22 protein-coding genes and 6 tRNA genes are annotated in these 22,676 nt (G+C 72.5%); 18 read left to right on the top strand and 10 right to left on the bottom strand.

What is annotated here, in order from left to right; translation table 11 throughout:
- The first annotated feature begins 314 nt into the window (after positions 1-314).
- Together cobA and AC07AZ_RS14010 are read left to right on the top strand one after the other, a co-directional pair.
- Positions 315-1,559: a uroporphyrinogen-III C-methyltransferase gene (cobA, locus tag AC07AZ_RS14015; protein ID WP_478847226.1), complete on the top strand. Its 1,245-nt coding sequence runs from the start codon at positions 315-317 to the stop codon at positions 1,557-1,559.
- A gap of 64 nt (positions 1,560-1,623) precedes the next feature.
- The gene (locus tag AC07AZ_RS14010; protein ID WP_478847224.1) at positions 1,624-2,442 is read left to right on the top strand and encodes a TrmH family RNA methyltransferase; all 819 of its coding nucleotides are present in this window, start codon (positions 1,624-1,626) and stop codon (positions 2,440-2,442) included.
- 102 nt (positions 2,443-2,544) lie between these two features.
- On the opposite strand, the gene AC07AZ_RS14005 is transcribed toward AC07AZ_RS14010, so the two are convergent.
- Entirely contained in the window at positions 2,545-3,921 is a 1,377-nt protein-coding gene (locus AC07AZ_RS14005; protein WP_478847383.1) for a serine/threonine-protein kinase, read from the bottom strand.
- A gap of 196 nt (positions 3,922-4,117) precedes the next feature.
- On the opposite strand from AC07AZ_RS14005, the gene AC07AZ_RS14000 reads away from it, so the two are divergent.
- The 4 genes from AC07AZ_RS14000 (at position 4,118) to AC07AZ_RS13985 (ending at position 6,318) form a co-directional block, all read left to right on the top strand.
- A complete protein-coding gene (locus AC07AZ_RS14000; protein ID WP_478847222.1) occupies positions 4,118-4,351 on the top strand; it encodes a hypothetical protein in 234 nt (77 codons plus the stop codon).
- 240 nt (positions 4,352-4,591) lie between these two features.
- The gene (locus AC07AZ_RS13995; protein ID WP_478847220.1) at positions 4,592-4,801 is read left to right on the top strand and encodes a hypothetical protein; all 210 of its coding nucleotides are present in this window, start codon (positions 4,592-4,594) and stop codon (positions 4,799-4,801) included.
- Positions 4,802-4,993: 192 nt separating this feature from the next.
- Positions 4,994-5,938: a phosphotransferase family protein gene (locus AC07AZ_RS13990; protein WP_478847218.1), complete on the top strand. Its 945-nt coding sequence runs from the start codon at positions 4,994-4,996 to the stop codon at positions 5,936-5,938.
- An 80-nt stretch (positions 5,939-6,018) separates the two neighbouring features.
- The gene (locus AC07AZ_RS13985; RefSeq protein WP_478847216.1) at positions 6,019-6,318 is read left to right on the top strand and encodes a TFIIB-type zinc ribbon-containing protein; all 300 of its coding nucleotides are present in this window, start codon (positions 6,019-6,021) and stop codon (positions 6,316-6,318) included.
- A gap of 55 nt (positions 6,319-6,373) precedes the next feature.
- On the opposite strand, the gene AC07AZ_RS13980 is transcribed toward AC07AZ_RS13985, so the two are convergent.
- From AC07AZ_RS13980 to AC07AZ_RS13960, 5 genes are all read right to left on the bottom strand, one after another.
- Positions 6,374-6,448, bottom strand: a tRNA-Val gene (locus AC07AZ_RS13980).
- 28 nt (positions 6,449-6,476) lie between these two features.
- Positions 6,477-6,548, bottom strand: a tRNA-Val gene (locus tag AC07AZ_RS13975).
- 41 nt (positions 6,549-6,589) lie between these two features.
- A tRNA-Val gene (locus tag AC07AZ_RS13970) sits at positions 6,590-6,661 on the bottom strand.
- Between the two features lies 1 nt (position 6,662).
- Positions 6,663-6,736, bottom strand: a tRNA-Cys gene (locus AC07AZ_RS13965).
- Positions 6,737-6,775: 39 nt separating this feature from the next.
- Positions 6,776-6,848: transfer RNA gene (locus tag AC07AZ_RS13960), tRNA-Gly, on the bottom strand.
- 178 nt (positions 6,849-7,026) lie between these two features.
- Here AC07AZ_RS13960 and AC07AZ_RS13955 point away from each other — a divergent pair.
- The 3 genes from AC07AZ_RS13955 to AC07AZ_RS13945 all read left to right on the top strand — a co-directional run bounded on the left by AC07AZ_RS13955 (position 7,027) and on the right by AC07AZ_RS13945 (position 9,922).
- Positions 7,027-8,070, top strand: a complete 1,044-nt coding sequence (locus tag AC07AZ_RS13955) for a chorismate-binding protein (protein WP_478847214.1) — start codon at positions 7,027-7,029, stop codon at positions 8,068-8,070.
- The gene (locus AC07AZ_RS13950) at positions 8,067-8,888 is read left to right on the top strand and encodes an aminotransferase class IV (protein WP_478847212.1); all 822 of its coding nucleotides are present in this window, start codon (positions 8,067-8,069) and stop codon (positions 8,886-8,888) included. Before AC07AZ_RS13955 ends, AC07AZ_RS13950 begins: the two co-directional genes overlap by 4 nt.
- Before the next feature lie 209 nt (positions 8,889-9,097).
- Positions 9,098-9,922 carry a GNAT family N-acetyltransferase gene (locus tag AC07AZ_RS13945; RefSeq protein WP_478847210.1) on the top strand — a complete coding sequence of 275 codons (825 nt, stop codon included), beginning with the start codon at positions 9,098-9,100 and terminating at the stop codon, positions 9,920-9,922.
- Positions 9,923-9,938: 16 nt separating this feature from the next.
- Here AC07AZ_RS13945 and AC07AZ_RS13940 read toward each other — a convergent pair whose 3' ends face one another.
- On the bottom strand, positions 9,939-10,460 hold the full coding sequence (locus AC07AZ_RS13940) for a DsbA family protein (RefSeq protein WP_478847208.1): 522 nt from the start codon (positions 10,458-10,460) through the stop codon (positions 9,939-9,941).
- A 228-nt stretch (positions 10,461-10,688) separates the two neighbouring features.
- Here AC07AZ_RS13940 and AC07AZ_RS13935 point away from each other — a divergent pair, with 228 nt between their 5' ends.
- Together AC07AZ_RS13935 and AC07AZ_RS13930 are read left to right on the top strand one after the other, a co-directional pair.
- On the top strand, positions 10,689-11,126 hold the full coding sequence (locus AC07AZ_RS13935) for a hypothetical protein (RefSeq protein ID WP_478847206.1): 438 nt from the start codon (positions 10,689-10,691) through the stop codon (positions 11,124-11,126).
- A 153-nt stretch (positions 11,127-11,279) separates the two neighbouring features.
- Positions 11,280-11,432, top strand: a complete 153-nt coding sequence (locus AC07AZ_RS13930) for a hypothetical protein (RefSeq protein WP_371672706.1) — start codon at positions 11,280-11,282, stop codon at positions 11,430-11,432.
- A 67-nt stretch (positions 11,433-11,499) separates the two neighbouring features.
- On the opposite strand, the gene AC07AZ_RS13925 is transcribed toward AC07AZ_RS13930, so the two are convergent.
- Positions 11,500-12,060: a CGNR zinc finger domain-containing protein gene (locus tag AC07AZ_RS13925; RefSeq protein WP_478847203.1), complete on the bottom strand. Its 561-nt coding sequence runs from the start codon at positions 12,058-12,060 to the stop codon at positions 11,500-11,502.
- 390 nt (positions 12,061-12,450) lie between these two features.
- Positions 12,451-12,864 carry an SsgA family sporulation/cell division regulator gene (locus AC07AZ_RS13920; RefSeq protein WP_004002642.1) on the bottom strand — a complete coding sequence of 138 codons (414 nt, stop codon included), beginning with the start codon at positions 12,862-12,864 and terminating at the stop codon, positions 12,451-12,453.
- A 191-nt stretch (positions 12,865-13,055) separates the two neighbouring features.
- On the opposite strand from AC07AZ_RS13920, the gene AC07AZ_RS13915 reads away from it, so the two are divergent.
- From AC07AZ_RS13915 to AC07AZ_RS13885, 7 genes are all read left to right on the top strand, one after another.
- Positions 13,056-13,508: a TIGR02611 family protein gene (locus tag AC07AZ_RS13915; RefSeq protein ID WP_478847201.1), complete on the top strand. Its 453-nt coding sequence runs from the start codon at positions 13,056-13,058 to the stop codon at positions 13,506-13,508.
- Positions 13,509-13,609: 101 nt separating this feature from the next.
- Positions 13,610-13,681: transfer RNA gene (locus AC07AZ_RS13910), tRNA-Val, on the top strand.
- 485 nt (positions 13,682-14,166) lie between these two features.
- Positions 14,167-15,456: an ABC transporter substrate-binding protein gene (locus tag AC07AZ_RS13905; protein ID WP_478847199.1), complete on the top strand. Its 1,290-nt coding sequence runs from the start codon at positions 14,167-14,169 to the stop codon at positions 15,454-15,456.
- A complete protein-coding gene (locus tag AC07AZ_RS13900) occupies positions 15,456-16,424 on the top strand; it encodes a carbohydrate ABC transporter permease (protein WP_478847197.1) in 969 nt (322 codons plus the stop codon). The genes AC07AZ_RS13905 and AC07AZ_RS13900 overlap by 1 nt, the downstream gene beginning before the upstream one ends.
- Positions 16,421-17,305: a carbohydrate ABC transporter permease gene (locus AC07AZ_RS13895; protein WP_478847195.1), complete on the top strand. Its 885-nt coding sequence runs from the start codon at positions 16,421-16,423 to the stop codon at positions 17,303-17,305. Before AC07AZ_RS13900 ends, AC07AZ_RS13895 begins: the two co-directional genes overlap by 4 nt.
- A 6-nt stretch (positions 17,306-17,311) precedes the next feature.
- The gene (locus AC07AZ_RS13890; RefSeq protein ID WP_478847193.1) at positions 17,312-17,923 is read left to right on the top strand and encodes a hypothetical protein; all 612 of its coding nucleotides are present in this window, start codon (positions 17,312-17,314) and stop codon (positions 17,921-17,923) included.
- Between the two features lie 125 nt (positions 17,924-18,048).
- Positions 18,049-20,784, top strand: coding sequence for an exo-rhamnogalacturonan lyase family protein (locus AC07AZ_RS13885; protein WP_478847191.1), 2,736 nt, complete (start codon positions 18,049-18,051; stop codon positions 20,782-20,784).
- Positions 20,785-20,791: 7 nt separating this feature from the next.
- Here the strand turns inward: AC07AZ_RS13885 and AC07AZ_RS13880 are convergent, their stop codons facing one another.
- On the bottom strand, positions 20,792-22,558 hold the full coding sequence (locus AC07AZ_RS13880) for an SCO7613 C-terminal domain-containing membrane protein (RefSeq protein ID WP_478847189.1): 1,767 nt from the start codon (positions 22,556-22,558) through the stop codon (positions 20,792-20,794).
- Positions 22,559-22,676 lie beyond the last annotated feature (118 nt).

Raw genomic sequence — 22,676 nt, 5'->3', positions numbered from 1 at the left:
GGACGCGTTGGGGACACTACTGTGGGGAAAGAGAAGGAGGGGGGGGAGAAAAGGGGTCGCGAGGTGAGGTTCGGGGGGGGGGGGGGGGAGGGAGACGGGGGGGGGGGGGGGCGCCCCCCCCCCCCCCCCGCCGTCCGTACCGTCGCAGGGACGCCTCCCGCGCGCCGCTGCCGCCGGGTCCCGCCGTGCGCGCCCGCCCCCCGCCCCCGCCGTACGCTGAACCCGCAGCCTAAGATCCCCACGTCAGGGCCGCTCCAGAGTCGCAGCGCCCCGCCCCTGCCGCTCGCCCCTGTCTGTCCGAGGAGCCGCACCTCATGGCCGAAAACCCCGCCTACCCCGTAGGTCTCCGCCTCACCGGCCGACGTGTCGTCGTCCTCGGCGGCGGCCAGGTCGCCCAGCGCCGGCTGCCGGCCCTGATAGCGGCCGGCGCGGACCTCCTGCTGGTGTCCCCGGAGGCGACCCCGTCGGTCGAGGCCATGGCGGACGCGGGCGAGATCACCTGGGAGCGGCGCCCGTACGCCGACGGCGACCTCGTGGGCGCCTGGTACGCCCTGATCGCCACCAGCGACCCCGCCGCCAACAGCGCGGCCTCCGCGGAGGCGGAGCGGCACCGCGTGTGGTGCGTCCGCTCCGACGACGCCGACGCGGCCACCGCCTGGACCCCGGCCACCGGCCACAGCGAGGGCGTCACGGTCGCCGTCCTCACCACCCGCGCCGGGGGCCGCGACCCCCGGCACACCGCCGCCATCCGGGACGCCGTCGTCGAGGGCCTGCGCGACGGCACCCTGGTCGCTCCGCACCACCGCACCCGGGTTCCGGGCGTCGCCCTGGTCGGCGGCGGCCCCGGCGACCCGGACCTGATCACGGTGCGCGGCCGCCGGCTGCTCGCCGAGGCCGACGTCGTCATCGCGGACCGCCTCGGCCCCCGGGACCTGCTGGCGGAACTGCCCCCGCACGTCGAGGTGATCGACGCGGCGAAGATCCCGTACGGCCGTTACATGGCCCAGGAGGCCATCAACAACGCCCTGATCGAGCACGCCAAGCAGGGCAGGTCGGTCGTCCGCCTCAAGGGCGGCGACCCGTTCGTCTTCGGCCGCGGCATGGAGGAGGTCCAGGCGCTGGCCGCGGCCGGCATCCCGTGCACCGTGGTACCCGGCATCTCCAGTTCGATCTCGGTGCCGGGCGTCGCGGGCATCCCGGTCACCCATCGCGGGGTCGCACACGAGTTCACTGTGGTCAGCGGCCATGTCGCCCCGGACGACGAGCGCTCCCTCGCCGACTGGCCGTCCCTGGCGAAGCTGACCGGCACCCTGGTGATCCTGATGGGCGTCGACAAGATCGGCCGGATCGCGGAGACCCTGGTCGCGCACGGCAAGTCCCCCGAGACCCCGGTCGCCCTGGTCCAGGAGGGCACGACGGCCGCCCAGCGCCGGGTCGACGCCACCCTCGCCACGGTCGCCGAGACCGTACGGTCGCAGGAGGTCAGGTCGCCGGCGGTGATCGTCGTGGGCGAGGTCGTGAACGTGGGTGTGCCCGGTCTGGTGCGGCCGGCCGAGTAACCCCGGGTAACACAACCCGTTCCCAGCCGTTGGCACCGCTCCGAGGACAAGGCAGTATCACCCTGTGGCCGATCTCATCACCGTTGAGGACCCCGACGACCCGCGCCTGCGCGACTACACGGGCCTGACCGACGTCGAGTTGCGCCGCAGGCGCGAACCGGCCGAGGGCCTGTTCATCGCCGAGGGTGAGAAGGTCATCCGCCGGGCCAAGGACGCCGGGTACGAGATGCGGTCGATGCTGCTGTCCGCCAAGTGGGTGGACGTCATGCGGGACGTCATCGACGAACTCCCCGCGCCGGTGTACGCCGTCGGCCCGGAACTCGCCGAGCGGGTCACCGGCTACCACGTGCACCGCGGCGCCCTCGCCTCCATGCAGCGCAAGCCGCTCCCCACGGCCGCCGACCTCCTCCAGACGGCCCGCCGAGTCGTGATCATGGAGTCGGTCAACGACCACACCAACATCGGCGCGATCTTCCGCTCGGCCGCCGCCCTCGGCATGGACGCGGTCCTGCTCTCGCCGGACTGCGCCGACCCGCTGTACCGCCGTAGCGTCAAGGTGTCGATGGGGGCCGTCTTCGCCGTGCCGTACGCGCGACTGGACACCTGGCCCAAGGGCCTGGAGTCGGTCCGCGAGGCCGGCTTCACGCTGCTCGCCCTCACACCCGACGAGAAGGCCCGGTCCCTCGACGAGGCCGCCCCGCACACGATGGACCGGGTGGGCCTGATGCTCGGCGCCGAGGGAGACGGCCTCTCCACCCAGGCCCTGGTGGCCGCCGACGAATGGGTCCGCATCCCCATGTCCCACGGCGTCGACTCCCTCAACGTGGGCGCGGCGGCAGCGGTCGCCTTCTACGCGGTGGCCTCGGGCCGCCCCCTGGGCTGACGCCGGTTCCGAGCGCGCGCCGCACGGCCCTGCCCACCTCGCCGGGCTGACGCCGGTTCCGAGCGCGCGCCGCACGGCCCCGGCCACCTCCCCGGGCCGGGCTCAGCCGCCCGTGGGGTGCCCGGGCGGGGCCAGCCGTACGTCCGTCCCGGTCCGCCCCTGCTCCCGCTGTACGACGTCGCCCGTGCCGCCCAGCCCGCGCGACGGACCCTGGCAGCCCTGTGCCGCCGCGATGCCGAGCGCCACGAGCACCGTGACCACGACGAAGACGAACAGCCGCTGGCGCAGCAGCCGCGGATTGGCGGGCCGCCGTCCCGAGCCGGTGTTCCGGGACGACGGACGGCCGGTACCGCTGCGTGGCGCGGGCCGGCTGCCGCCGCCGGAACGGGTCGTGTTGCGCGCGGCGGACGAGGGCCGGGACCCGGACCGGGGTGAGGCGCCACCGCCGCGTGAGACACCGCCGCCCCGCGAGGGAGCGGGACCGCGGGACGCGGGTGCGGCTCCGCGCGCCGGGTGAGGAGTGCCCGGGCCGCCCTGCTGTCCCTGCGGACGCCGCTGGGGCGCCCGGTCCGGATAGGTGTCGGCGAGCCGCGCGACGGGCCGGTCCGCGTCCCCGGCGCGGGGCGCGGGCGGCCGTCCGTCGGCCAGGCCCTGGGCCTCGCGGGCCGCGATCTCCTTGAGGCGCAGCGACAGCTGCAGCGTGCTGGGCCGCTCCTCGGGGTCCTTCGCCAGACAGGCCCGCACGAGCGGCGCCAGCGCGTCCGGCACACCGTGCAGCTGCGCCTCCTCGTGCACCACCCGGTACAGCATCACCTCGGAACTGCCGTGTCCGAAGGGCGAGTCCGCCATCGAGGAGTACGCCAGGGTCGCCCCGAGCGAGAACACGTCGGTGGCGGGGGTGACGGCGGCGCCGCGCACCTGCTCCGGCGCCAGGAAGCCCGGCGAGCCGACCGCCGTGCCGACGTGCGTGAGTGTCGAGGCGCCCGTGGCCCAGGCGATCCCGAAGTCGATGATCCGCGGGCCCTTGGGGGAGAGCAGGATGTTCGAGGGCTTCAGGTCCCGGTGCACGACCCCGGCCTCGTGGACCGCGACCAGGCCCTCCGACAGCGCGGCCCCGATCGCGGCGACCTCGGCCGCGCCCAGCGGGCCCTCGTCGGCGACCTTGTCGTGCAGGGACGGCCCGGGCACGTACTGGGTGGCGAACCACGGCCGCTCCGCGTCGAGGTCGGCCGCGACCAGCCGCGCCGTGCAGCCGCCGCGGATCCGCCGCGCCGCCGAGACCTCCCGTGCGAAGCGCGACCGGAACTCCTGGTCCTCCGCCAGATCCGGCCGGATGACCTTCAGCGCGACCCGCTGCCCCTTGCGGTCCGAGCCGAGGTAGACCACTCCCATGCCGCCCGCGCCGAGCCGTCTGTGAAGCCTGAACGAGCCGACGACGCGCGGGTCCTCGCGCCTCAGGCGCATCATCGCCATGTCCATCCCCGCTGCCCGGTCCGTGTGACGTGCCACAGCTTACGTTTCCCCGGCCGCCCGCGCGCAGAGGCCGCGCCCTCTCGACCCGATCGATTGTCAGTGCCGGGTGGGAGAATTGAAGAGTGGTCAGGGAGCCTGAGAACAGGCCTGGTTTGGCCGGTCGGTGCCCCCAACCACCCGTCACAGAAGGGGGATTGTGCCCGTGAAGGGTGACCGCGTGGAAATAGTCGTGGACGCTGGGGACACGACGCGCACGTACGAGGTGGTGGCGAGCAGGGCGGGCCGCCGGGTGGAGACAGCGGTACGCCGAGGTGTCGTGGAAGTGAGCGAAGTCACCCGCAACGGCTCCGTGGTCCGCACGGCCCGCTTCATGGCCAACCGGGTCCTCGCGCTGGTCGAGCAGCCGATCCCGCGGGAGGACGGCTCGGAAACATAGGGGCACACCGGGCAGCCCCTCCGGGAAGACCCTGAGACCCCGGTCCGCGTCTCCACCCAGGGGAGTAGTCCGCAGGTCACGGCTCATCCTCCGGGAGGCCCGGCAATCGGTACGAGGGCATGACGTGCGCCGGGCGCCGGACGCCTAGATTTGAGGTCAAGCGGCGGGTGCAGCACTCGTCCCCCGAGGTCAGACACCCGCCGCTGCCAACCACACCGGAGAACGGTCAGGAGAGGGACCATGGCTTTCACGGCACCGCGGACACTGGTCCGCACCCAGGAGCGCAAGGCGTACCGCACCGTGTTCCGTACCCGCCGTGAAGGCCGCCGCCACCCCCTGGTGGCGACACTCATGGCCCTTCCCCTGGCGGCACTGCTCCTGCTCGTCTTCGACGGCTGGGAGACAGTGGCCACACAGGCGTCGTCCGTGGGCGTGATGCTGGGGCGCTGAGCGGCGCTCCCAGGCCCGGAAGAGCGGTCCGGGCGGGGACATCCACCCATGAAACCCCGTGGGGACGGGGGTGCGGCGGACGGCAAGAGATGCCGGCGCAGCTGGGGAGCTGCGCCGGCATCGCCATGCCCGGAACCAGGAGCCGCCCGGCCTGCGTACGCTCGGGCAGATCCGTACGTCCCAGGGAGCCCCGTGACCGCCGACCCGCTGCCGCCCGCGCTGGCCTCGAGAGCCCGGGCCGAGGCCCACGCGCGGACGGCGGACTGCGCCTGCGAGGCGTCCGGCACCCTCGCCGACCGCCCCGACGGCACGGTCGTCCACCATGCCGGCACCGTGGCGAAGGCCCACGCCCCCGCGACCCCCGTCGCCGCGCTCGCCCTCCGTCTCAGCGCCGCGACCCTCCTCCCCGGCATCCTCCTGCCCCCGCTCGGCACGACACCGGCCGAGCTGTACGGCAGGCCCGTGACCTTCTGGCCCCACGGCACCCCGGTCGACCCGGGCGACCCGGACGCCGCCCCCTGGGAGGAGGCCGCCACCCTCCTCGCCCGGCTGCACCGCGCCCCCGCCCCGGTCGCCGGCCTGCCCGCCATGCGCGGCCCCGCCAAGGCGGCCCTCGCCGTCTCCCGTCTCCGCGCGACCGCGGCGGACCATCCGGCGACCGCGCCCGTGCTGCGCGCCTGGGCCACCCTCCCGGCCTGGGCCCGCGCCGAGGCGCCTCCGCCGGACACCACGACCCTCTGCCACGGCGACCTCCACCTCGGCCAGCTCGTCCGCCACCCGGCCCCCGACGGCCCGTGGCTGCTCATCGACGTGGACGACCTCGGTACCGGGCCGGCCGCCTGGGACCTGGCGCGCCCCGCGGCCTGGTACGCCTGCGGTCTCCTGCCGCCCGGCGAGTGGGCCCGCTTCCTGGCCGCCTACCGGGCGGCCGGCGGCCCCGCCGTCCCGGCGGACGGTGATCCCTGGCCCGCCCTGGACGTGCCGGCCCGCGCCCTGAGTGTGCAGACCGCGGCCCGGGCCGTGGCCAAGGCCGCCGGCGCGGGCCGCCCGCTGGACGAGGTGGAGGAGGCCGTCGTCGACGCCTGTGACCGAATGGGTTCGCTCCCCCCGGAGTTGGCGCCCGGCCCCGCGAAGTAGGGTGCAACCGATCGCAGCCGGACAGTGTCTGTCCTGGCGAAACACGAAGCAGGACCGACCGGCGAGGAGTTGAGCCGACCATGCAGTGTCCCAAGTGCCATGCGCCGATGCACACGTACAACCGCAACGGTGTCCAGATCGAGCAGTGCAGCGGCTGCCGCGGCATCTTTCTCGACTTCGGCGAGCTGGAGGCGCTGACCCGCCTGGAGTCCCAGTGGTCCCAGCCGGCCCCGCCGCCCCCGGGCGTCCCGCAGGGCTACCCGGCCCCTCAGGCCCCCGCCTGGGGCGCCCAGCAGCACGGCGGCGGCCACTACGGCGGTCACGGCCACGGAGGCCACCACCGGAGCAAGAGCTTCGGCCACATGCTGTTCTCCAGCTGACGGCGGCCGGCAGACGACGAATCCCCCGGCCGTCGAGACGGCCGGGGGATTCGGCTGGTGCGCGATACTGGGATTGAACCAGTGACCTCTTCCGTGTCAGGGAAGCGCTCTCCCGCTGAGCTAATCGCGCGAGGGGACCACGGGTGGTGCGAACTGCGTGCGCGATACTGGGATTGAACCAGTGACCTCTTCCGTGTCAGGGAAGCGCTCTCCCGCTGAGCTAATCGCGCGGGGTCGAAGCCTTGCGGCTCCTGAAGCCCGAGGGCTCCGGTGGACGATACTGGGATTGAACCAGTGACCTCTTCCGTGTCAGGGAAGCGCTCTCCCGCTGAGCTAATCGTCCTTGGAGGTGGAGACGGGATTTGAACCCGTGTAGACGGCTTTGCAGGCCGTTGCCTCGCCTCTCGGCCACTCCACCAGGAGTGCGGGGGATCGGGAAGAACCCCCACTTCCTGCGAGCGGACGACCAGGTTCGAACTGGCGACCTCAACCTTGGCAAGGTTGCGCTCTACCAACTGAGCTACGTCCGCGTGCCGTTTCCGCTCCGCTTGCGCGGCGCGGCGACGTGTTGAACTCTAGCGGATTCCCCGGCCAGCACAAAAACGCGTTTGTGCAGCGTGCTGCCCTGCACCTGGCCGCGGACATGGCCGGGACCCCGGGAACGACATGGTCAGGCCAGGTGTCGGACCCCCGCCATAGACTCGACGCGTGCTTCGCCTGCCTCCTCTCGCCCGATTCGGTGACCGTGTCGCCACCGGTCTCCTCGACGTCACCAGCGATCCGGCGGCCCTCGACTCCGCCGGTTTCTGGGCCGTCCGCGCGGACTTCGAGGGCGGCCTGACCTGCGCCCGCTTCAGGGACGTGCACCACGAGCCGGTACCCGCCCCCGTGCCGGGCGGCTGGCGCGGGCCCGCCGCCGGTGACTGGACGTCGTCCCTCGACCGCGAGGCGTACACGGCGGGTGTGCGGCGGATCCGCGAGTACATCGCGGCCGGCGAGGTCTACCAGGCGAACCTCTGCCGGGTGCTGTCCGCGCCCGTGGCACCCGAGGCCGACGTGGACGCGCTGACGGCCCTGCTCGCGCGCGGCAACCCGGCACCGTACGCAGGAACGATCCGCCTGCCCGGGCACGGCGTCGAGCTGGCCACCGCCTCCCCCGAACTGTTCCTGCGCCGCGCCGGCCGGACCGTGGAGTCCGGGCCGATCAAGGGCACCGGGCGGACCGAGGCCGACCTCCTGGAGAAGGACTTCGCCGAGAACGTGATGATCGTGGACCTGGTCCGCAACGACTTCGGGCGGGTCTGCGCGGCCGGCAGCGTCACCGTGCCCGACCTGTGCGTGCTGGAGAAGCACCCGGGCCTGGTGCACCTGGTGTCGACGGTCCGGGGCGAGCTGGGCGAGGACGCCGGCTGGGCCGAACTGCTCGGCGCCGCCTTCCCGCCCGGGTCCGTCACCGGCGCCCCCAAGCCGAGCGCCCTGCGGATCATCGGGGAGCTGGAGACGGCGGACCGGGGCCCGTACTGCGGCGGTGTCGGCTGGGTCGACGCCGACCGGGGGACGGGCGAGCTGGCGGTCGGCATCCGTACCTTCTGGATCGACCGCGCGGCCGGCGCGCTGCGCTTCGGCACCGGTGCCGGCATCACCTGGGGCTCCGACCCCGAGGGGGAGTGGCGGGAGACCGAACTGAAGGCGTCCCGGCTGCTCGCGATAGCGTCGGGCACGTACGGGGTGAGTATGGAGGAACTGACGTGAAGCTTTGGCTCGACGGCGGGCTGCAGGACATGGACTCAGCCCGCGTCTCCGTGTTCGACCACGGGCTGACCGTGGGCGACGGCATCTTCGAGACGGTGAAGGCGGTGGCCGGAAAGCCGTTCGCGCTCACCCGCCACCTCGACCGGCTGACCCGCTCCGCACGCGGCCTCGGCCTGCCCGACCCCGACCTCGACGAGGTCCGCCGCGCCTGCGCCGCCGTCCTGGAGGCCAACCCGATGCCGCTGGGCCGGCTGCGCATCACCTACACCGGCGGCCACGGCCCGCTCGGCTCCGACCGCGGCGACCAGGGCACCACACTCGTCGTCGCCCTGGGCGAGACCGGCCGCCGCGCCGACTCCACGGCCGTGATCACCGTGCCCTGGACCCGCAACGAGCGCGGCGCGCTCACCGGCCTGAAGACGACCTCGTACGCCGAGAACGTCGTCGCGCTGGCCCGCGCCCGTGAACAGGGCGCCTCCGAGGCGCTGTTCGCCAACACGGCCGGCCGGCTATGCGAGGGCACCGGGTCGAACGTGTTCGTCGTCCTCGACGGCGAGATCCACACCCCGCCGCTCGCCTCCGGCTGCCTCGCGGGCATCACCCGGGAACTGGCCGTCGAGTGGACCGGAGCCAAGGAGACCGACCTGCCGCTGGACGTGCTGGAACGAGCCGAGGAGATCTTCCTGACCTCCACCCTGCGGGACGTACAGGCCGTGCACCGCGTCGACGACCGCGAACTCGCCGGCACACCGGGCCCGGTCACCGCCAAGGCCGTGCGCGTCTTCGACGAGCGGTCCGGGGACGACCTCGATCCGTGAGCGGGGCGTCGCGGCGGCGCCGTGGACGCCGGGGGCAGTCGAGTTGGTGAGGCCGGCGGTCCGCCCGCCCCGCGATCCCCGTGGCCGGAGCGCCGGGCCCTGGTCGCAACCGCCGTGTTCGCGAGCCGTGGGGCCCGCAGGCGGCGTGTCCCGCGGTTCTCGCCGTTATTCGGCTGACGCGATGCCTCGCGCCGGGTAGAACTCCCCTGATGACCACGACCCTGCGGCCGACCGAGCCGCTTCAGCACGCAGCCGACGGGACGCGTTCGCGCCGCTACCAGGTCTGCGTGAACAGCCGTCCCGTCGGCGCGATACACCTCGGCACGAGCCTCGCGTTCGGTCCCACGGTGGTACGGATCCTGGACCTGCGCATCGAGGAGCCGGACCGCCGGCGGGGCCGGGGCACGGTGGCGGCGCTGGCCGCCGAGGAGGTGGCCCGCGGCTGGGGCGGCCGGCGGATCGAGGCGTCGGTGCCGGCGGACTGCGAGGCGGCGCAGCGGCTGGCCACGGCTCTCGGGTACGTCCTGCGCAACCGCACGATGGAGAAACCCCTCGGCGACACCCCGCCCGAGTTGCCGGCCGGAAGCCGGGGCCGGGCGATGACGCCGGCCGAGTTCGAGGTCTGGCGGGAACTCGGGACGGAGTCGTACGCGCGGGACTGGATCGAGCGCGGCGTGCCCGAGGCCGAGGCCCGGGCCAAGGCCGAGAAGGACCAAGCGACGCTCCTGCCCGACGGCCTGGCCACCGAGGGCGCGCTGCTCAGCGTCCTGGAACACGAGGGAACGCCGGTCGGCACGCTGTGGACGGGTTCCCTCGACGGCCGGGCCTTCGTCTACGACGTCGAGACCGCCCCCTCGTACCGGGGCCGGGGACATGGTCGGACGCTGATGCTGCTCGCGGAGGCACAGGCCGTCGGGGCCGGACGTCCGGCGATCCGCCTCAACGTCTTCGCGGGCAACCCTCCCGCGGAACGGCTCTACGAGTCGCTGGGCTACGGGACGACCGTGCGCCACGTCTACAAGGAACTGTTCTGAGGCGCCGCCCCGCGGGTCACGCGCCCTCGGCCAGCAGCCGGTCCGCGATCTCCTGGACGCGCTCGCGCAGCCCCTCCTGACTCCTGCCGCCGTCGAGGCGCTCGCCGCCGATGACATAGGTGGGGGTGCCGGTGACGCCGATCGCCTTGCCCTCGGCCTGGTCGGCGTCCACGATCAGGATGTGCCGGCCGTCGATCAGCGCGGTGTCGAACTCCTCCGCGTCCAGGCCGAGTTCACGGGCCACCTCGACGAGAAGCGGCTCGCCCTCGCGGTCCAGTTCCGCCACCCGGCCGAGCACCGCCTCGACGTACGGCCAGCCCTGTCCCTGCTCCGCTGCCTCCTCGGCGGCCTGCGCGGCGGCGAAGGCGTACTTGTGCTTCTCCAGCGGGAAGTGCCGCAGCCGCACCTCCAGGCGCTCGCCGTACCGGGCGCGCAGGGCGCGCAGGTCGTCCAGCGCATCGCGGCAGTCCGGGCACTGCAGTTCGCACCAGACGTCCAGGACGGGGACGGCGGGCCGGGCGGGGGAGGAGTCGCTCATGTGCCCAGTCTTCCAGCCCGGACCCGTACACCCCAACCGGACCGGTCCCCGCCACCGAGTGATCCGCCCGCAGCGCCGTGGACCGTACGTCGTCGACCGGCACCTGCGGAGGAGCCGACCCGGAGATGTCCCTGATGTCCGGCCGGAGCGTGGCCCGGCGGGGTGCGGACGGTGCAGGATGGAAGGGACGAAGTGCCCCGCCCGCCCGAACCCTGCCTGGAGGACCGGATGATTGCCGAGACCGTCTGTTCCGCCGTCTCCGCGGCCGGCCTGGGCATCGCGGTGGTGACGGCGTACCGCAAGCGCTTCCTCGCGGCCGCCCGCATCGCCGCCTACTCCCTCGTGCCCGTCGGGCTGGTGATGACCGGGGTCGTCGGCTGGGCCGCCGACACCGCGTTCAGCCCCACGGCCTGGGCCGGCTTCGCCGTGCTCGGCGGGGCCTGGGCCCTGTTCGTGACCACTCGCGCCGTGGAGCGCCGGCGTGGCGGCCGCACCGGGCGCGGGGAAGCCGGGGCCGGCAGGCGCGAGGCGGTGGCCCCCGACGCCTCGGCGCCCTCGCTGAGCCGGAGCGCCCGCCCGGCCGCCCGGCCCGCCGCCGCGCCCCGCGCCTCGTCCACCGACGACTTCAGTGACATCGAGGCCATCCTCAAGAAGCACGGCATCTGACGGCCGTCCGAGGAGCGGAAACGACACAGCGGGTCGGCGCGCGTCCGTAAACGATCACGACCTGGACCCAAAGTCACGGAAATGGCGAACACCCGTGCCTCCCTGGCGTGTTGATCGCGCAGCGGGTGCCGACTACGTCATCATCACCGCGAGATGCTGGACACGACACAGAGCGACGCCGCGCCACCTCAGGACGAGCCGCGCGGGTGCCTCTTCGCCCTTTCCCAGCCACCGCTGATGATCTTCCTTGCGGTGATCGGGTGTCTGCTGCTCATGGCCTCGTTGCACGACCTGCTGATGCTGTGAGCCGTACCCGTGGTTCCCGGCGTCACCCGCCGGGGACCACGACCTCATCCATCTCTCGTCCCCACGCTCAGCCCGCGGCCTCCTTGCGCCGGGCCCGGTACGCGGCCACGTGCAGGCGGTTTCCGCAGGTACGGCTGTCGCAGTAGCGCCGTGAGCGGTTGCGGGACAGGTCGACGAAGGCGCGCCGGCAGTCGGGCGCCTCGCAGCGCCGCAGCCGCTCCTGCTCGCCGGCGACGACGAAGAACGCCAGCGCCATTCCGCAGTCGGCCGCCAGATGGTCGGCGACCGAGGCGCCGGGCGCGAAGTAGTGCACGTGCCAGTCGTAGCCGTCGTGGTTGGTGAGCCGGGGGGTGGTGCCGGCGGCGGCGACCAGTTCGTTGATCAGTACGGCGGCGGCCCGGGCGTCGGGGGCGGCGAAGACGCCGGCGAACCGGCCGCGGATCTTGCGCACCGCGGAGAGGTCGAACTCCGAGAGCACCGTGACGTCGCTGATGTCGTGGTTGCGTACGAAGTCCTCGAGGGCGGCCACGTCCGGCAACGCTTCCGGCACCGCGTCGTCCTCCGGCGCGGTGTTCACCAGATCCACCACGGTGTCGAGGGCGCACCGGGTGTCGTGGGTGATCAGCACGTTTCGCTCCCTGGCCTGGGGGACGGGCGGGCGCCCGCCGATGCTGGCCGATCGTAGTGGCTTCGGGCCGACCGGGAACCGGCCCGCCCGCACAGCCACGTACATCTGACCTGACAACGCCGCCCACGCGCCGGGGGTTCCCCGCGCCCGCGCTCCCCGGCCCGCGGGACGGCCCGGGCTCCGGAGGCCGGGAGCCCGGGGGCGCCGCCCTTCTCACCGCGAGCAGCCGCGCCCGCTACGGCGGACGGCCCCGCACCGCCCGGAACGCGGCCGGCGCCGCCCCGTGGAGTGGTCCACGGTGACGGCGCCGGGCGCGTGCCCTATGCGGTTGTCCGGGCCCGAGCCGTCTCCCCGAGTGGACGGCGCCGGGCGGCTCTGTGGCGGCCTCGGCTAACTCTCCGCCAGGATGTGTGAGAGTTCCTGGTCCAGATCGAAGTGCCGGTGTTCCGTGCCGGGCGGCACGGCCGCGTCCGTCCGCTTCAGGAAGGACTCCAGCGCTCGCGCCGGGGCTTCGAGCAGGGCTTCGCCCTCGGGGGAGCTCAGGGCGATGCATACGACGCCCTGGCCATGACTGCGCGATGGCCAGACACGGACGTCGCCGGTACCGGTGGGCCGGTGGAGGCCCTCAGCCAGGAGGTCGCGGGCGAACACCCACTCGACGGTTTCCTCGGCTCCGGTGTGGAAGGTGGCGTGCACGGCGTAGGGGTCGGCCGTGTCGTACCGCAGGCCTGCGGGGACAGGCAGGGAGGACTCGCTCGACACAACGAGGCGCAGGTGCAGCTCGCAGCTGACCGTGGTGTTCATAAGCGCCAGGGCCTTTCGCTCAGTGTGCGCTCGGGGATTCGCACGTCGGCGAAATCGACATGCCACCTACGGTGCCGTTGTAAACCCCTCTGGGTGTTTTGCGTGCGATTACGTAACTCTTCCGGCCGAGGGCGTGTTTGCACGGTACGACCATTCCGGTGACCGGTTTCCGTCCGGTAGGGTCTTCCCGTATGAATACGGGGAGTGACGATCCGGGCGAGGTTGCCGTGGTGTCGGAGGAGACGAGGTCGGACGGCGCGAAGGACGAGCAGGGGCTCGGCTCCAAGGCGCCGGAATTCATCAAGGCGCGCCGGATGCTGCACCTCAGCTGGCAGGTGGGCGTCTTCGTCATCGGGCTCGCGGTGGTGGCCGCCGGCATCGTGATGCTGCCGTTGCCCGGACCGGGCTGGGTGGTGATCTTCGGCGGCATGGCCATCTGGGCGACCGAGTTCGTCTGGGCCCAGCTGGTGTTGCGCTGGACCAAGCGCAAGGTCACCGAGGCGGCGCAGCGCGCCCTCGATCCCAGCGTCCGCCGGCGCAACATCGTCCTCACGGTGGTCGGCCTGGTGATCGTGGCCGTGCTCGTGGGGATCTACGTGTGGAAGTTCGGCTTCGAGATGCCCTGGAAGATCAAGGACCAGTGACCCGCCGCGGGGCGGGCCGGTGACCCGCGCGGCGACGGCCGGGGTCGGTCGTCGCCGGTCACGGGCATCCGCTGACATGGGGTAATGTTCTCCCTGCGTCCGGGCGATTAGCTCAGTGGAAGAGCGCTTCGTTCACACCGAAGAGGTCACTGGTTCGAACCCAGTATCGCCCACCCCGACACGACGGCCCGTCTGCCAGAGAGCAGGCGGGCCGTCGTCGTCGTGTGTACGGACCGTGTCCGCCGCGGTGTCCGTCAGGAGGTCCCGTCAGGGGGTCTCCTTCCGGGGGGTCGCGGAGCCGGGATCGCCGGACCGGATGCTCCGGGAGCGGGGCGCGTGTCCGGTCGCGTGACCCATGTCCGCGTGTGGTCGGCCCGGAGGCGGGTTCCCGGCGGCCGAAGTTTTTCGGCCGAGCGGCCGACCCTGTTCCGCAACCGCTTTCTCTCGCCGTGACCCGGCCGAGGGCTGTCACCTGCGGTGTCTCACCCGTCGCCGTCCGGCATGCCCAGGCGACATCGCGCCAACGCGACCTGAGGGGTCGTAAGAATTCCTGTCCGAATCATTGACGCACTCCGGCCCCCTCCGTAACTTGTGCCAGCAAGCGCTTACTTGAAACGATTCATGCAGGCGCCAACGACGCTGCGGGGAGGGTCCGACTGTGCGAACCAGCAGGAATGTTGAGAGGCGTACGATCTTGAAGGCGGCCGGGGCGACGGCGGCCGCACTGGGGCTGGCGGCGACCACCGGCTGTGGTGGCGACAGCGGTACGTCGGCCGACGGAACGGTGACGATCCGTTACTCCTGGTGGGGTGCCGACGAACGGGCCAAGAAGATCAACCAGTCCATCGCGCTCTTCGAGAAGAAGTATCCGAAGATCAAGGTGAAGACGGACTTCCAGGACTACGTCTCCTTTTGGGAGAAGTTCCAGACGCAGGCCGCGGGCGGAAATCCACCGGACGTATTCCAGAACGCCGTTGGATTTCTTCGGAAGTACGACAAGCGCGGCATCCTGCTGGACCTCAAGTCCCAGATCGACGCGGGGAATCTGAGCCTGGACCACTTCCGCGAGGGGGTCACCACGGTCGGCGAGGTCGACGGCAAGCAGCTCGGCGTCCCCGTCGGTTCGAACACCATGGCGCTGGTCATCGACAGGAAGGCGTTCTCGAAGGCCGGGGTCGACCCGAAGGCGGGCTGGACCTGGGACGACTACTTCAAGGCCCTCAAGACGATCCACGACAAGACCGGCGTCCCGGGGGACACGGGCTACTTCAGCATCATGTACCTCTACGACCTCTACCTCCGCCAGAACGGCAAGGCGTTCTTCGACAAGGACGGACTCGGGTTCGACCAGGCCGACCTGACGGAGTGGTGGACGGACGCCTACAACCGGGTCAAGGCCGGGATCATCACCTCCCCGAAGACCGTCGAGCAGGACAAGCCCAAGTCGTCGGTGACCGCCGCGCACGGCGCCTCCGAGTTCACCTGGGACAACTTCGCGGTCCGCTACTCCGCGGAGGGCGACAGCACCTACGGTCTCGCCCCGATCCCCACCACGGACGGCAGGCACACCGGCCAGTACCTCGCCTCCCTGATGCTCAGCGGCTCGGCCCGCACCAAGCACCCCAAGGAGGTCGCCCAGTTCATCGATTTCATGGTCCATGACCCCGAGGTCGGGAAGATCATGGGCTACGACCGCGGCATCCTCGCCAGCACCGAGCAGTACGAGGCGTACAAGCCGACCGACGAGGTGGGCACGGAGATCGCGCGGTACGAGAACGACACCGCCAAGGCGGGCGTCCTGGGGACGATCACCCCGCACCCGTCCGGCGCCGACACGGTCGAGGCCGCCTTCCTGCGCATCGGCGGCGACATGGCCCAGGGCAAGACCAAGGTCTCCGACGCGGTGAAGCAGTTCTTCTCCGAGTCCGAGGCCGCCTTCCAAGCCTGATGGGAACACCCGTGACGCTCGTCGAGGACTCTCCGCCCGACATCCGGAAGGTCCCTCCCGCCGCCCCCGCCGCCGTCAAGCGGCGGGGGCGGCGGGAGAACCTCGCCGGCTATCTGTTCATGTCCCCCTGGATCGCGGGCTTCCTGCTGCTGACCGCGGGACCCATGGCCGCCTCGCTCTACTTCGCCTTCACCGACTACAACCTCTTCGACTCCCCGAAGTGGATCGGGTTCGGCAACTTCACCCGGATGTTCGACGACCCCCGGTGGCAGCGGTCGGTCGAGGTGACGGCCAAGTACGTCGTCATCGGGACCCCGCTGAAGCTGTTGCTCGCCCTCGGGGTCGCCCTGCTGCTCGCGCAGAGCCGGCGCGGCCAGGCGTTCTACCGGGCCGCGTTCTACGCCCCCTCGCTGATCGGCGCGAGTGTCTCCGTCGGCTTCGTGTGGCGCGCCCTCTTCTCGGACGACGCGGTCGTGGACCGTACGCAGTCGTTCCTCGGCTTCGACGTCGGAGGCTGGGTCGGCAACCCGGACTGGATCCTCTACAGCCTGGTCGCGCTGACGGTCTGGCAGTTCGGCGCCCCGATGGTGATCTTCCTCGCGGGGCTGAAGCAGGTGCCCAGGGAGCTGTACGAGGCGGCCGCGATGGACGGCGCCGGGCCCTTCCGGCGGTTCTGGAACATCACCCTCCCGATGATCTCCCCGGTCCTCTTCTTCAACGTGCTGCTGGAGACCATCCACTCGTTCCAGATCTTCGGCTCCGCCTACGTCGTCTCCAACGGCTACTGCGGACCGGCCGACGCCACCCTCGTCTACACCTGCTACCTGTACCAGCAGGGCTTCAAGAACGCCCAGATGGGCTTCGCCTCCGCCATGGCCTGGATGCTGCTGCTCGCCGTGGCGCTGGTGACGGCGGTCCTGTTCTGGTCGCAGAAGAAGTGGGTGCACTACGAGGAGGCCGCCCGATGAGCACCACCACCTCCGGCTCCCCCTCCACCAGCGATTCGCCCGGCCGCGGGCGCTCCGGCTCGCTCGTCTGGCATGTCGGCGCCCTGCTGGTCCTCGCGGTCGTCCTCTACCCGGTCCTGTGGGTCGTCGGCGCCTCGTTCAAGCCCAGCAAGGACATCGTCAACAGCCTGGAACTGTTCCCCGCCCGTCCCGTGCTCGGCAACTTCAGGGGCCTGGCCGACGGCATCGCGGACATCTCGATCCTGACGTTCTTCCAGAACTCCCTGTTCTACGCGCTCGGCGCCGTCGCCGGCATCCTCATCTCCTGCTCGCTGACCGCGTACGCCTTCGCCCGGATCAGGTTCGCCGGGCGGAACCTGATGTTCGCGCTGATGATCGGCACCCTGCTGCTGCCGTACCACGTGCTGCTCATCCCGCAGTACGTGATGTTCCAGAAGATGGAGCTGATCAACACCTATGTGCCGCTGCTCCTCGGCAAGTACCTGGCGACGGAGGCGTTCTTCGTCTTCCTCATGGTGCAGTTCATGCGCAACCTGCCCAGGGAACTCGACGAGGCCGCGCGGATCGACGGCTGCGGGCACCTGAGGATCTACTGGTCGATCGTGCTGCCGCTGTGCCGGCCCGCGCTCATCACCAGCGCGATCTTCACGTTCATCAACGCCTGGAACGACTTCATGGGCCCGCTGATCTACCTCAACGAGCCCGGCAAGTACACCGTCTCCCTGGGAATGATGATGTTCCGCGACTCCGACGGCGTCGCCGCCAACTACGGCGGGCTGATCGCCATGTCGCTGGTGGCGCTGCTGCCCGTCCTGCTGTTCTTCCTCGCCTTCCAGCGCTACCTCATCGACGGCATGGCGACGTCCGGCCTGAAGGGCTGATCCGGCATGGCCACAGCACGCGCGAGAGCCCGCGCCGATGCCCGCGCCTCGCGCGGGGAGTCCGTCCTCGCCGAACGGTTCGCCCTGTTCGCCGAGTGTCTGCTCACCGGGGTGTGGATCGCGGTGGCCTCGGCCGGGGTGGTGACGTACCCGGCCGCGTTCGCCGCCGGCGCCCGGCATCTGCGCCGTCGCGCGGCCCACCGGGCCGGCGGCGTGCGCGAGTTCGTCGCCGACTTCCGGGCGGCGGTGCGCGGCGGGTGGCTCGCCGGAGTCGCCGGCTGGGCCGCGGTGGCCGTGGCCTGGGTGGACGTCCAGGCCGTGCGGGCCGGCCTGCCCGGTGGGGCGCTGGTGGGGGCCGTGGGCCTGCTCGCGCTGATCGGCCTCGGCGTGGCCGGTCTGCGCGCGGCCGCCGTGTGGACGCCCGGCTCGGCCTGGCGTTCCCTGCTGGCGGACGCGGGCCGGCGGACCGTCCTCGACCCGGCCGGCTCCTTCCTGCTCGTCGGCGGACTGGCCGTCGTCGCCTGCTCCGCCTGGTTCCTCGCGCCGCTCGCGGTTCCCGTCCTGGGCGCCGTCGCTGCGGCGGCCGTGGCCGTCGAGGAGCGCCACCGGCGCCGCTGACGTGCGGTTTCCTCACGGCAGGCTGGTACTCCCGGCGCCCTGCCTGTGTCTGTCATGCCCCTGACCATTCGGGGAGCGCGTCCCCGAACCACCCCCACCCGCACCCCCGCACGGAAGGAAAGACCATGTCCCCCATTCCCCGCAGGTCCCTCCTCAAGGCGGCCGCCGTCGCCGGAGCCGCCGCGCAGTTCAGCTGGGCGCTCGGAGCCGGCGACGCCCAGGCCGCGCCCGTGGCCGCGGCCGCCGACACCGATCCCGTGCCCCTGGACTGGCTGGAGGACGGCGGCCTCGGCGCCGCCCCCGGCTCGACCGTCGGCGTCCCCTGGCCGAAGGGCACCCACGCGGCGGACCAGACGTTCGCCGTGACGGACGCGGCCGGCGAAGCCGTTCCCGTACAGACCTGGCCGCTCGCCTACTGGCCGGACGGCTCCCTCAAGTGGACCGCCCACGCCGTCAGTTCGGGCACCGGCAAGCTCAGCCTCACCGCCGGGGACACGGCCGTACCGGAGAAGAAGGCCGCAGTCGTGCGGCGCGGCGGGACCGTCGAGGTGTCCACCGGGGTCATCACCGCGAGCATCGCCACCTCGGGCGCCACGCTCATCAGGTCGGTGACCCGGGGCTCCACGGAGATCGCCCGGAACGGCCGTCTCGTGCTGATCCGCCAGCCGGAGATCGAGGACGAGGACCAGGGCGCGGTGAGGACCGAGCGCTTCGAGGGTGCCGTCTCCGAGGTCACCGTCGAGCAGAAGGGCCCGGTCCGCGCGGTCGTCCGCATCGACGGCAAGCACCGCAGGGGCAACCGGAGCTGGCTGCCGTTCTCCGTCCGCCTGTACTTCTACGCGGGCGCCGACTCCTTCCGCATGGTGCACACCGTCACCTACGACGGCACCCAGGAACCCGGCAAGAGCAGCGGCGACTTCATCCGCGGCCTCGGCGTCCGCTTCACGGTGCCCATGCGGGACGCGGCCTACGACCGGCACATCCGCGTCGGCGGCGAGGGCACCGGTCTGCTGCGGGAGGCGGTCAAGGGCATCACCGGTCTGCGCCGGGACCCCGGCGCCGCCGTACAGGCGGCCCAGTACGCCGGCCAGAAGCTGCCCGATCCGGCCACCTGGGACCAGCGGGTGACGACCAGGCTCCAGTACATCCCCGAGTGGGGCGACTACACCCTCGCGCAGCTCTCCGCCGACGGCTTCACGCTGCGCAAACGCACCAAGAAGGGCCACGGCTGGATCGGCGCCGGCGGAGGCGGACGGGCCTCCGGCTTCGGGTACGTGGGTGGCGCGAGCGGTGGACTCTCCTTCGGACTGCGGGACTTCTGGGAGCGGTTCCCCGCCCAGCTCGACATCCGCGACGCGCAGACCGACGAGGCCGAGGTCACCCTCTGGCTCTGGTCTCCCGAGGCACAGCCCATGGACCTGCGGTTCTACCACGACGGCATGGGCCAGGATACGTACGCCGAACAGCTCGAAGGTCTCAACATCACCTACGAGGACTACGAGCCGGAGTTCGGCACGCCCTACGGCATCGCCCGCACCTCCGAACTGCTCTTCTGGGCCAACGAGTCCACCCCGAGCCCCGAGACACTCGCTCAACAGGTCCAGGCCGTACGGGTGTTGCCGCAGCTGGCCGCTCCGCCCCGGCAGCTGATCAGGGCCAGGGTCCTCGGCCCCGGCCTCTACTCCGAGCCCGACCGCTCCACACCCGCCAAGGCGAAGATCGAGGACCACCTCGACTTCCTCTTCACCTACTACAAGGACCAGGTGGAGCAACGCCGTTGGTACGGCTTCTGGGACCACGGCGACATCATGCACACCTACGACGCGGTCCGGCACCAGTGGCGGTACGACATCGGCGGCTACGCCTGGGACAACTCCGAACTGTCGCCCGACCTGTGGCTCTGGCTCGCCTACCTGAGAAGCGGCCGCGCCGACATCTTCCGCTTCGCCGAGTCCATGACCCGGCACACCGGCGAGGTCGACGTGTACCACCTGGGCAAGTGGGCGGGCCTCGGCACCCGGCACGGCGTCCAGCACTACGCCGACAGCGCCAAGCAGCAGCGCATCGCCAACACCACCTACCGGCGCTACTACTACTTCCTCACCGGCGACGAGCGCGTCGGCGACCTCATGCACGCCAACGTCGACTCCGACGAGACCTTCCTCGTCCTCGACCCGATCCGCAAGATCCGCACCGAGCCGTACACACCCGACCGGCACGCGCTGTCGGTCGGCTTCGGCACCGACTGGAGCGGCCTGGTGTCCGCCTGGCTGACCGAGTGGGAGCGCCGCGGCCCCAAGTGGGAGAAGGCGAAGGCGCGGGTCCTGTCGACCATGGAGACCATCGCCGCCCAGCCCAACGGGTTCGTGCAGGGCAGCGGGCTGTACGACCTCGACACCGGGAGGTTCGCCGTGGCGGCGGCGCCGGTCGTCAGCGTCTCGCACCTCTCCGCCGTCTTCGGCCTCAACGAACTGTGCGCCGAACTCATCGACCTCGTCGACATGCCGAAGTTCAACGACGCCTACTTCGACTACTGCCGCTACTTCAACGCGACCAAGGCGGAGCAGGCGGCGCGCTACGGCTCCAACTTCGGCAGCCTGCTGCTCTTCCAGGGCCACTCCCGCCTCGACGCCTACGCCGCCGTACGGACCGGGGACGAGAAGCTCGCCAAGCGGGCCTGGGACAAGTTCTACAACTCCGACGGCTACCAGGAGTCGGCGCCCTGGAAGACGGAGAAGCTGAGCGGCCCCGCCGCCCTGGTGCCGGGCAGCGAGGCCGCCTGGGTGTCCAGCAACGACACCGCTCTCTACGGTCTCGCAGCCATCGAGAACCTCGCCCTGCTCGGCGACAAGATGCCGTAGCGGCCGGCTAGTCCATCCTCCCCAGGACCTCCCGCACCCGCCGGACATCCCGCAGCCGCTGCTCGTACGTCGCACCGACGGCGAGCAGCAGCAGTCCGGCGAGGGCGGGAGGTACCCAGCGGGGGAGCGCGTCGGTCACCTGCACCAGATACGGGGCGAGTTCGTGCAGCGCGTCCAGGGCCAGGACCGAGCCGCCGAGACCGAGCGGTGCCTGGAGGCGGTGCCGGGCGCCGAGCAGCGTGACCAGCAGGGCCGCCGCGCCCAGCAGCAGCGGGCGGGCCCAGTGCGGGTCGCCCCAGGCCGCGAGGAGGCTCGGCAGCAGACCGGCGGCGAGGCCGGGGCCGTACGCCGTCCAGGACGACGCCTGCGGATCGCGGCGGCGGCGCAGGGCGCCGACCAGCAGGGCGGGCGCCGCCACCGGCAGCGTGTACGCCTCCGGCGTCCCGACGCCCCAGGCCGCCAGCCGCACCCAGGTGGCCAGCACGAAGAGGATGGCGGCCGCGTGGCCGGCGGGGCGCCGGTCGGGGCGGACGGCCGTGCCGGCGGCGATCACCGCGCACAGCGCGAGGACCGGCGCGAGCAGGGGCGGGTGGGTGAGCGCCAGGCCGACGGCGACGAGAGCCGCGGCCGCTCCGGCCGCCTCGACCGCGATCCTGACGGGCAGGTCGGCGACGCGCGGCGCGAGCAGTGCCGCGGCGGCCGGCACGGCGAGCAGGAGCAGCGCGGTGTGCTGCGGCGGGAGGCCGAGCGAGGCGCCCGCGGCGCAGGCGAACCCGGTGGCGTACCCGAGGGACACGGGCGCCGAGAGCGGGGCGAGGCGCCCGCGCCACGCGGCCCCCGCGAACAGCGCCGTCAGCGAACCGAGCACGACGAGGGTGCCGTTCTCGGTGGGCAGGGAGAGCAGGGACAGGCCGGCGGAGGTGAGCACGGCGAGCCCGGTGGCCACCGGCGTCACGAACCCGACAAGCGCCACCGTGACCAGTCCCTGCGTCAACAGGCCGATCGCGTAAGGCAGTTCCAGGGTGGCCGGGAGGACCAGCAGCGCGGCCCAGACGAGGACGAGCGCCGCCGTCAGCGCCTGCGGGCGCCGTCCCGCGCCGCGCACCACCAGGGCGAGCACCGCGGCCACCGCGAGGAGGACCAGCGGCGCCGTGGCCGCGTGCGACGGCCACAGGCCGCCGACCGTCACCGCGGCCCGCGCGTCGGCGGGAGCGCCGGCCCACACGTGCGCCGTCCCGGTGGCCGGCCCCAGCAGGGCGATCCCCACGACCGGCAGCGTCCACAGCACCGCGCACCCCTGCACCGCCGCCGAGGCCAGCCCGACGCCCCGGCGCACCGGCTCCGGCAGCGGATCCCGCACGGCGGCGAGCAGCGTGATCCCGCAGGCCACAGACGCGAGCACCGTCCACTCGCCGGGCAGCAGGGTGCGCAGCACGCCCGCGGCGCCGGCGACCAGGAACAGTCCGCCGGCCACCGCCGTGCCCGTCGCCAGGTCCGGGCGGGGAGCGAACCACGCGGCAGCGAAGGCGATCGCCGCCGCGAGGGCGAAGAGCGTCGCCGCACGGGCGGCGGCGCCCGGTCCGGTCGCGTCCAGGGCCAGCAGTCCGGTCGCCAGGACACCCCAGCCGCCGGTGGCGAACGCCCCGACGGTGGCGACGATCCGCAGGGGCCGTCCGGCCACCCGCAGCGCGGCCACCGTGTCGAACGCGGCTGTCAGCAGCACCGCGGCGGTGACCGTGCGCGGACCGCCGCCGGCCGCCACCGCCCAGAGCACCGGCGGGAGTTGCGCGCAGACCACGGCGGCCGGCAGCGGCAGCCGCGGGGGGGGGGGGGGGGGGGGGGGGGGGGGACGGACCTGCCGCGACTGCCGCGCAGCCCTCCGGACCAACCCC

The organism is Streptomyces sp. NPDC043878, assembly GCF_056435735.1.
This window is presented reverse-complemented; position numbering and strand designations above follow the sequence as displayed.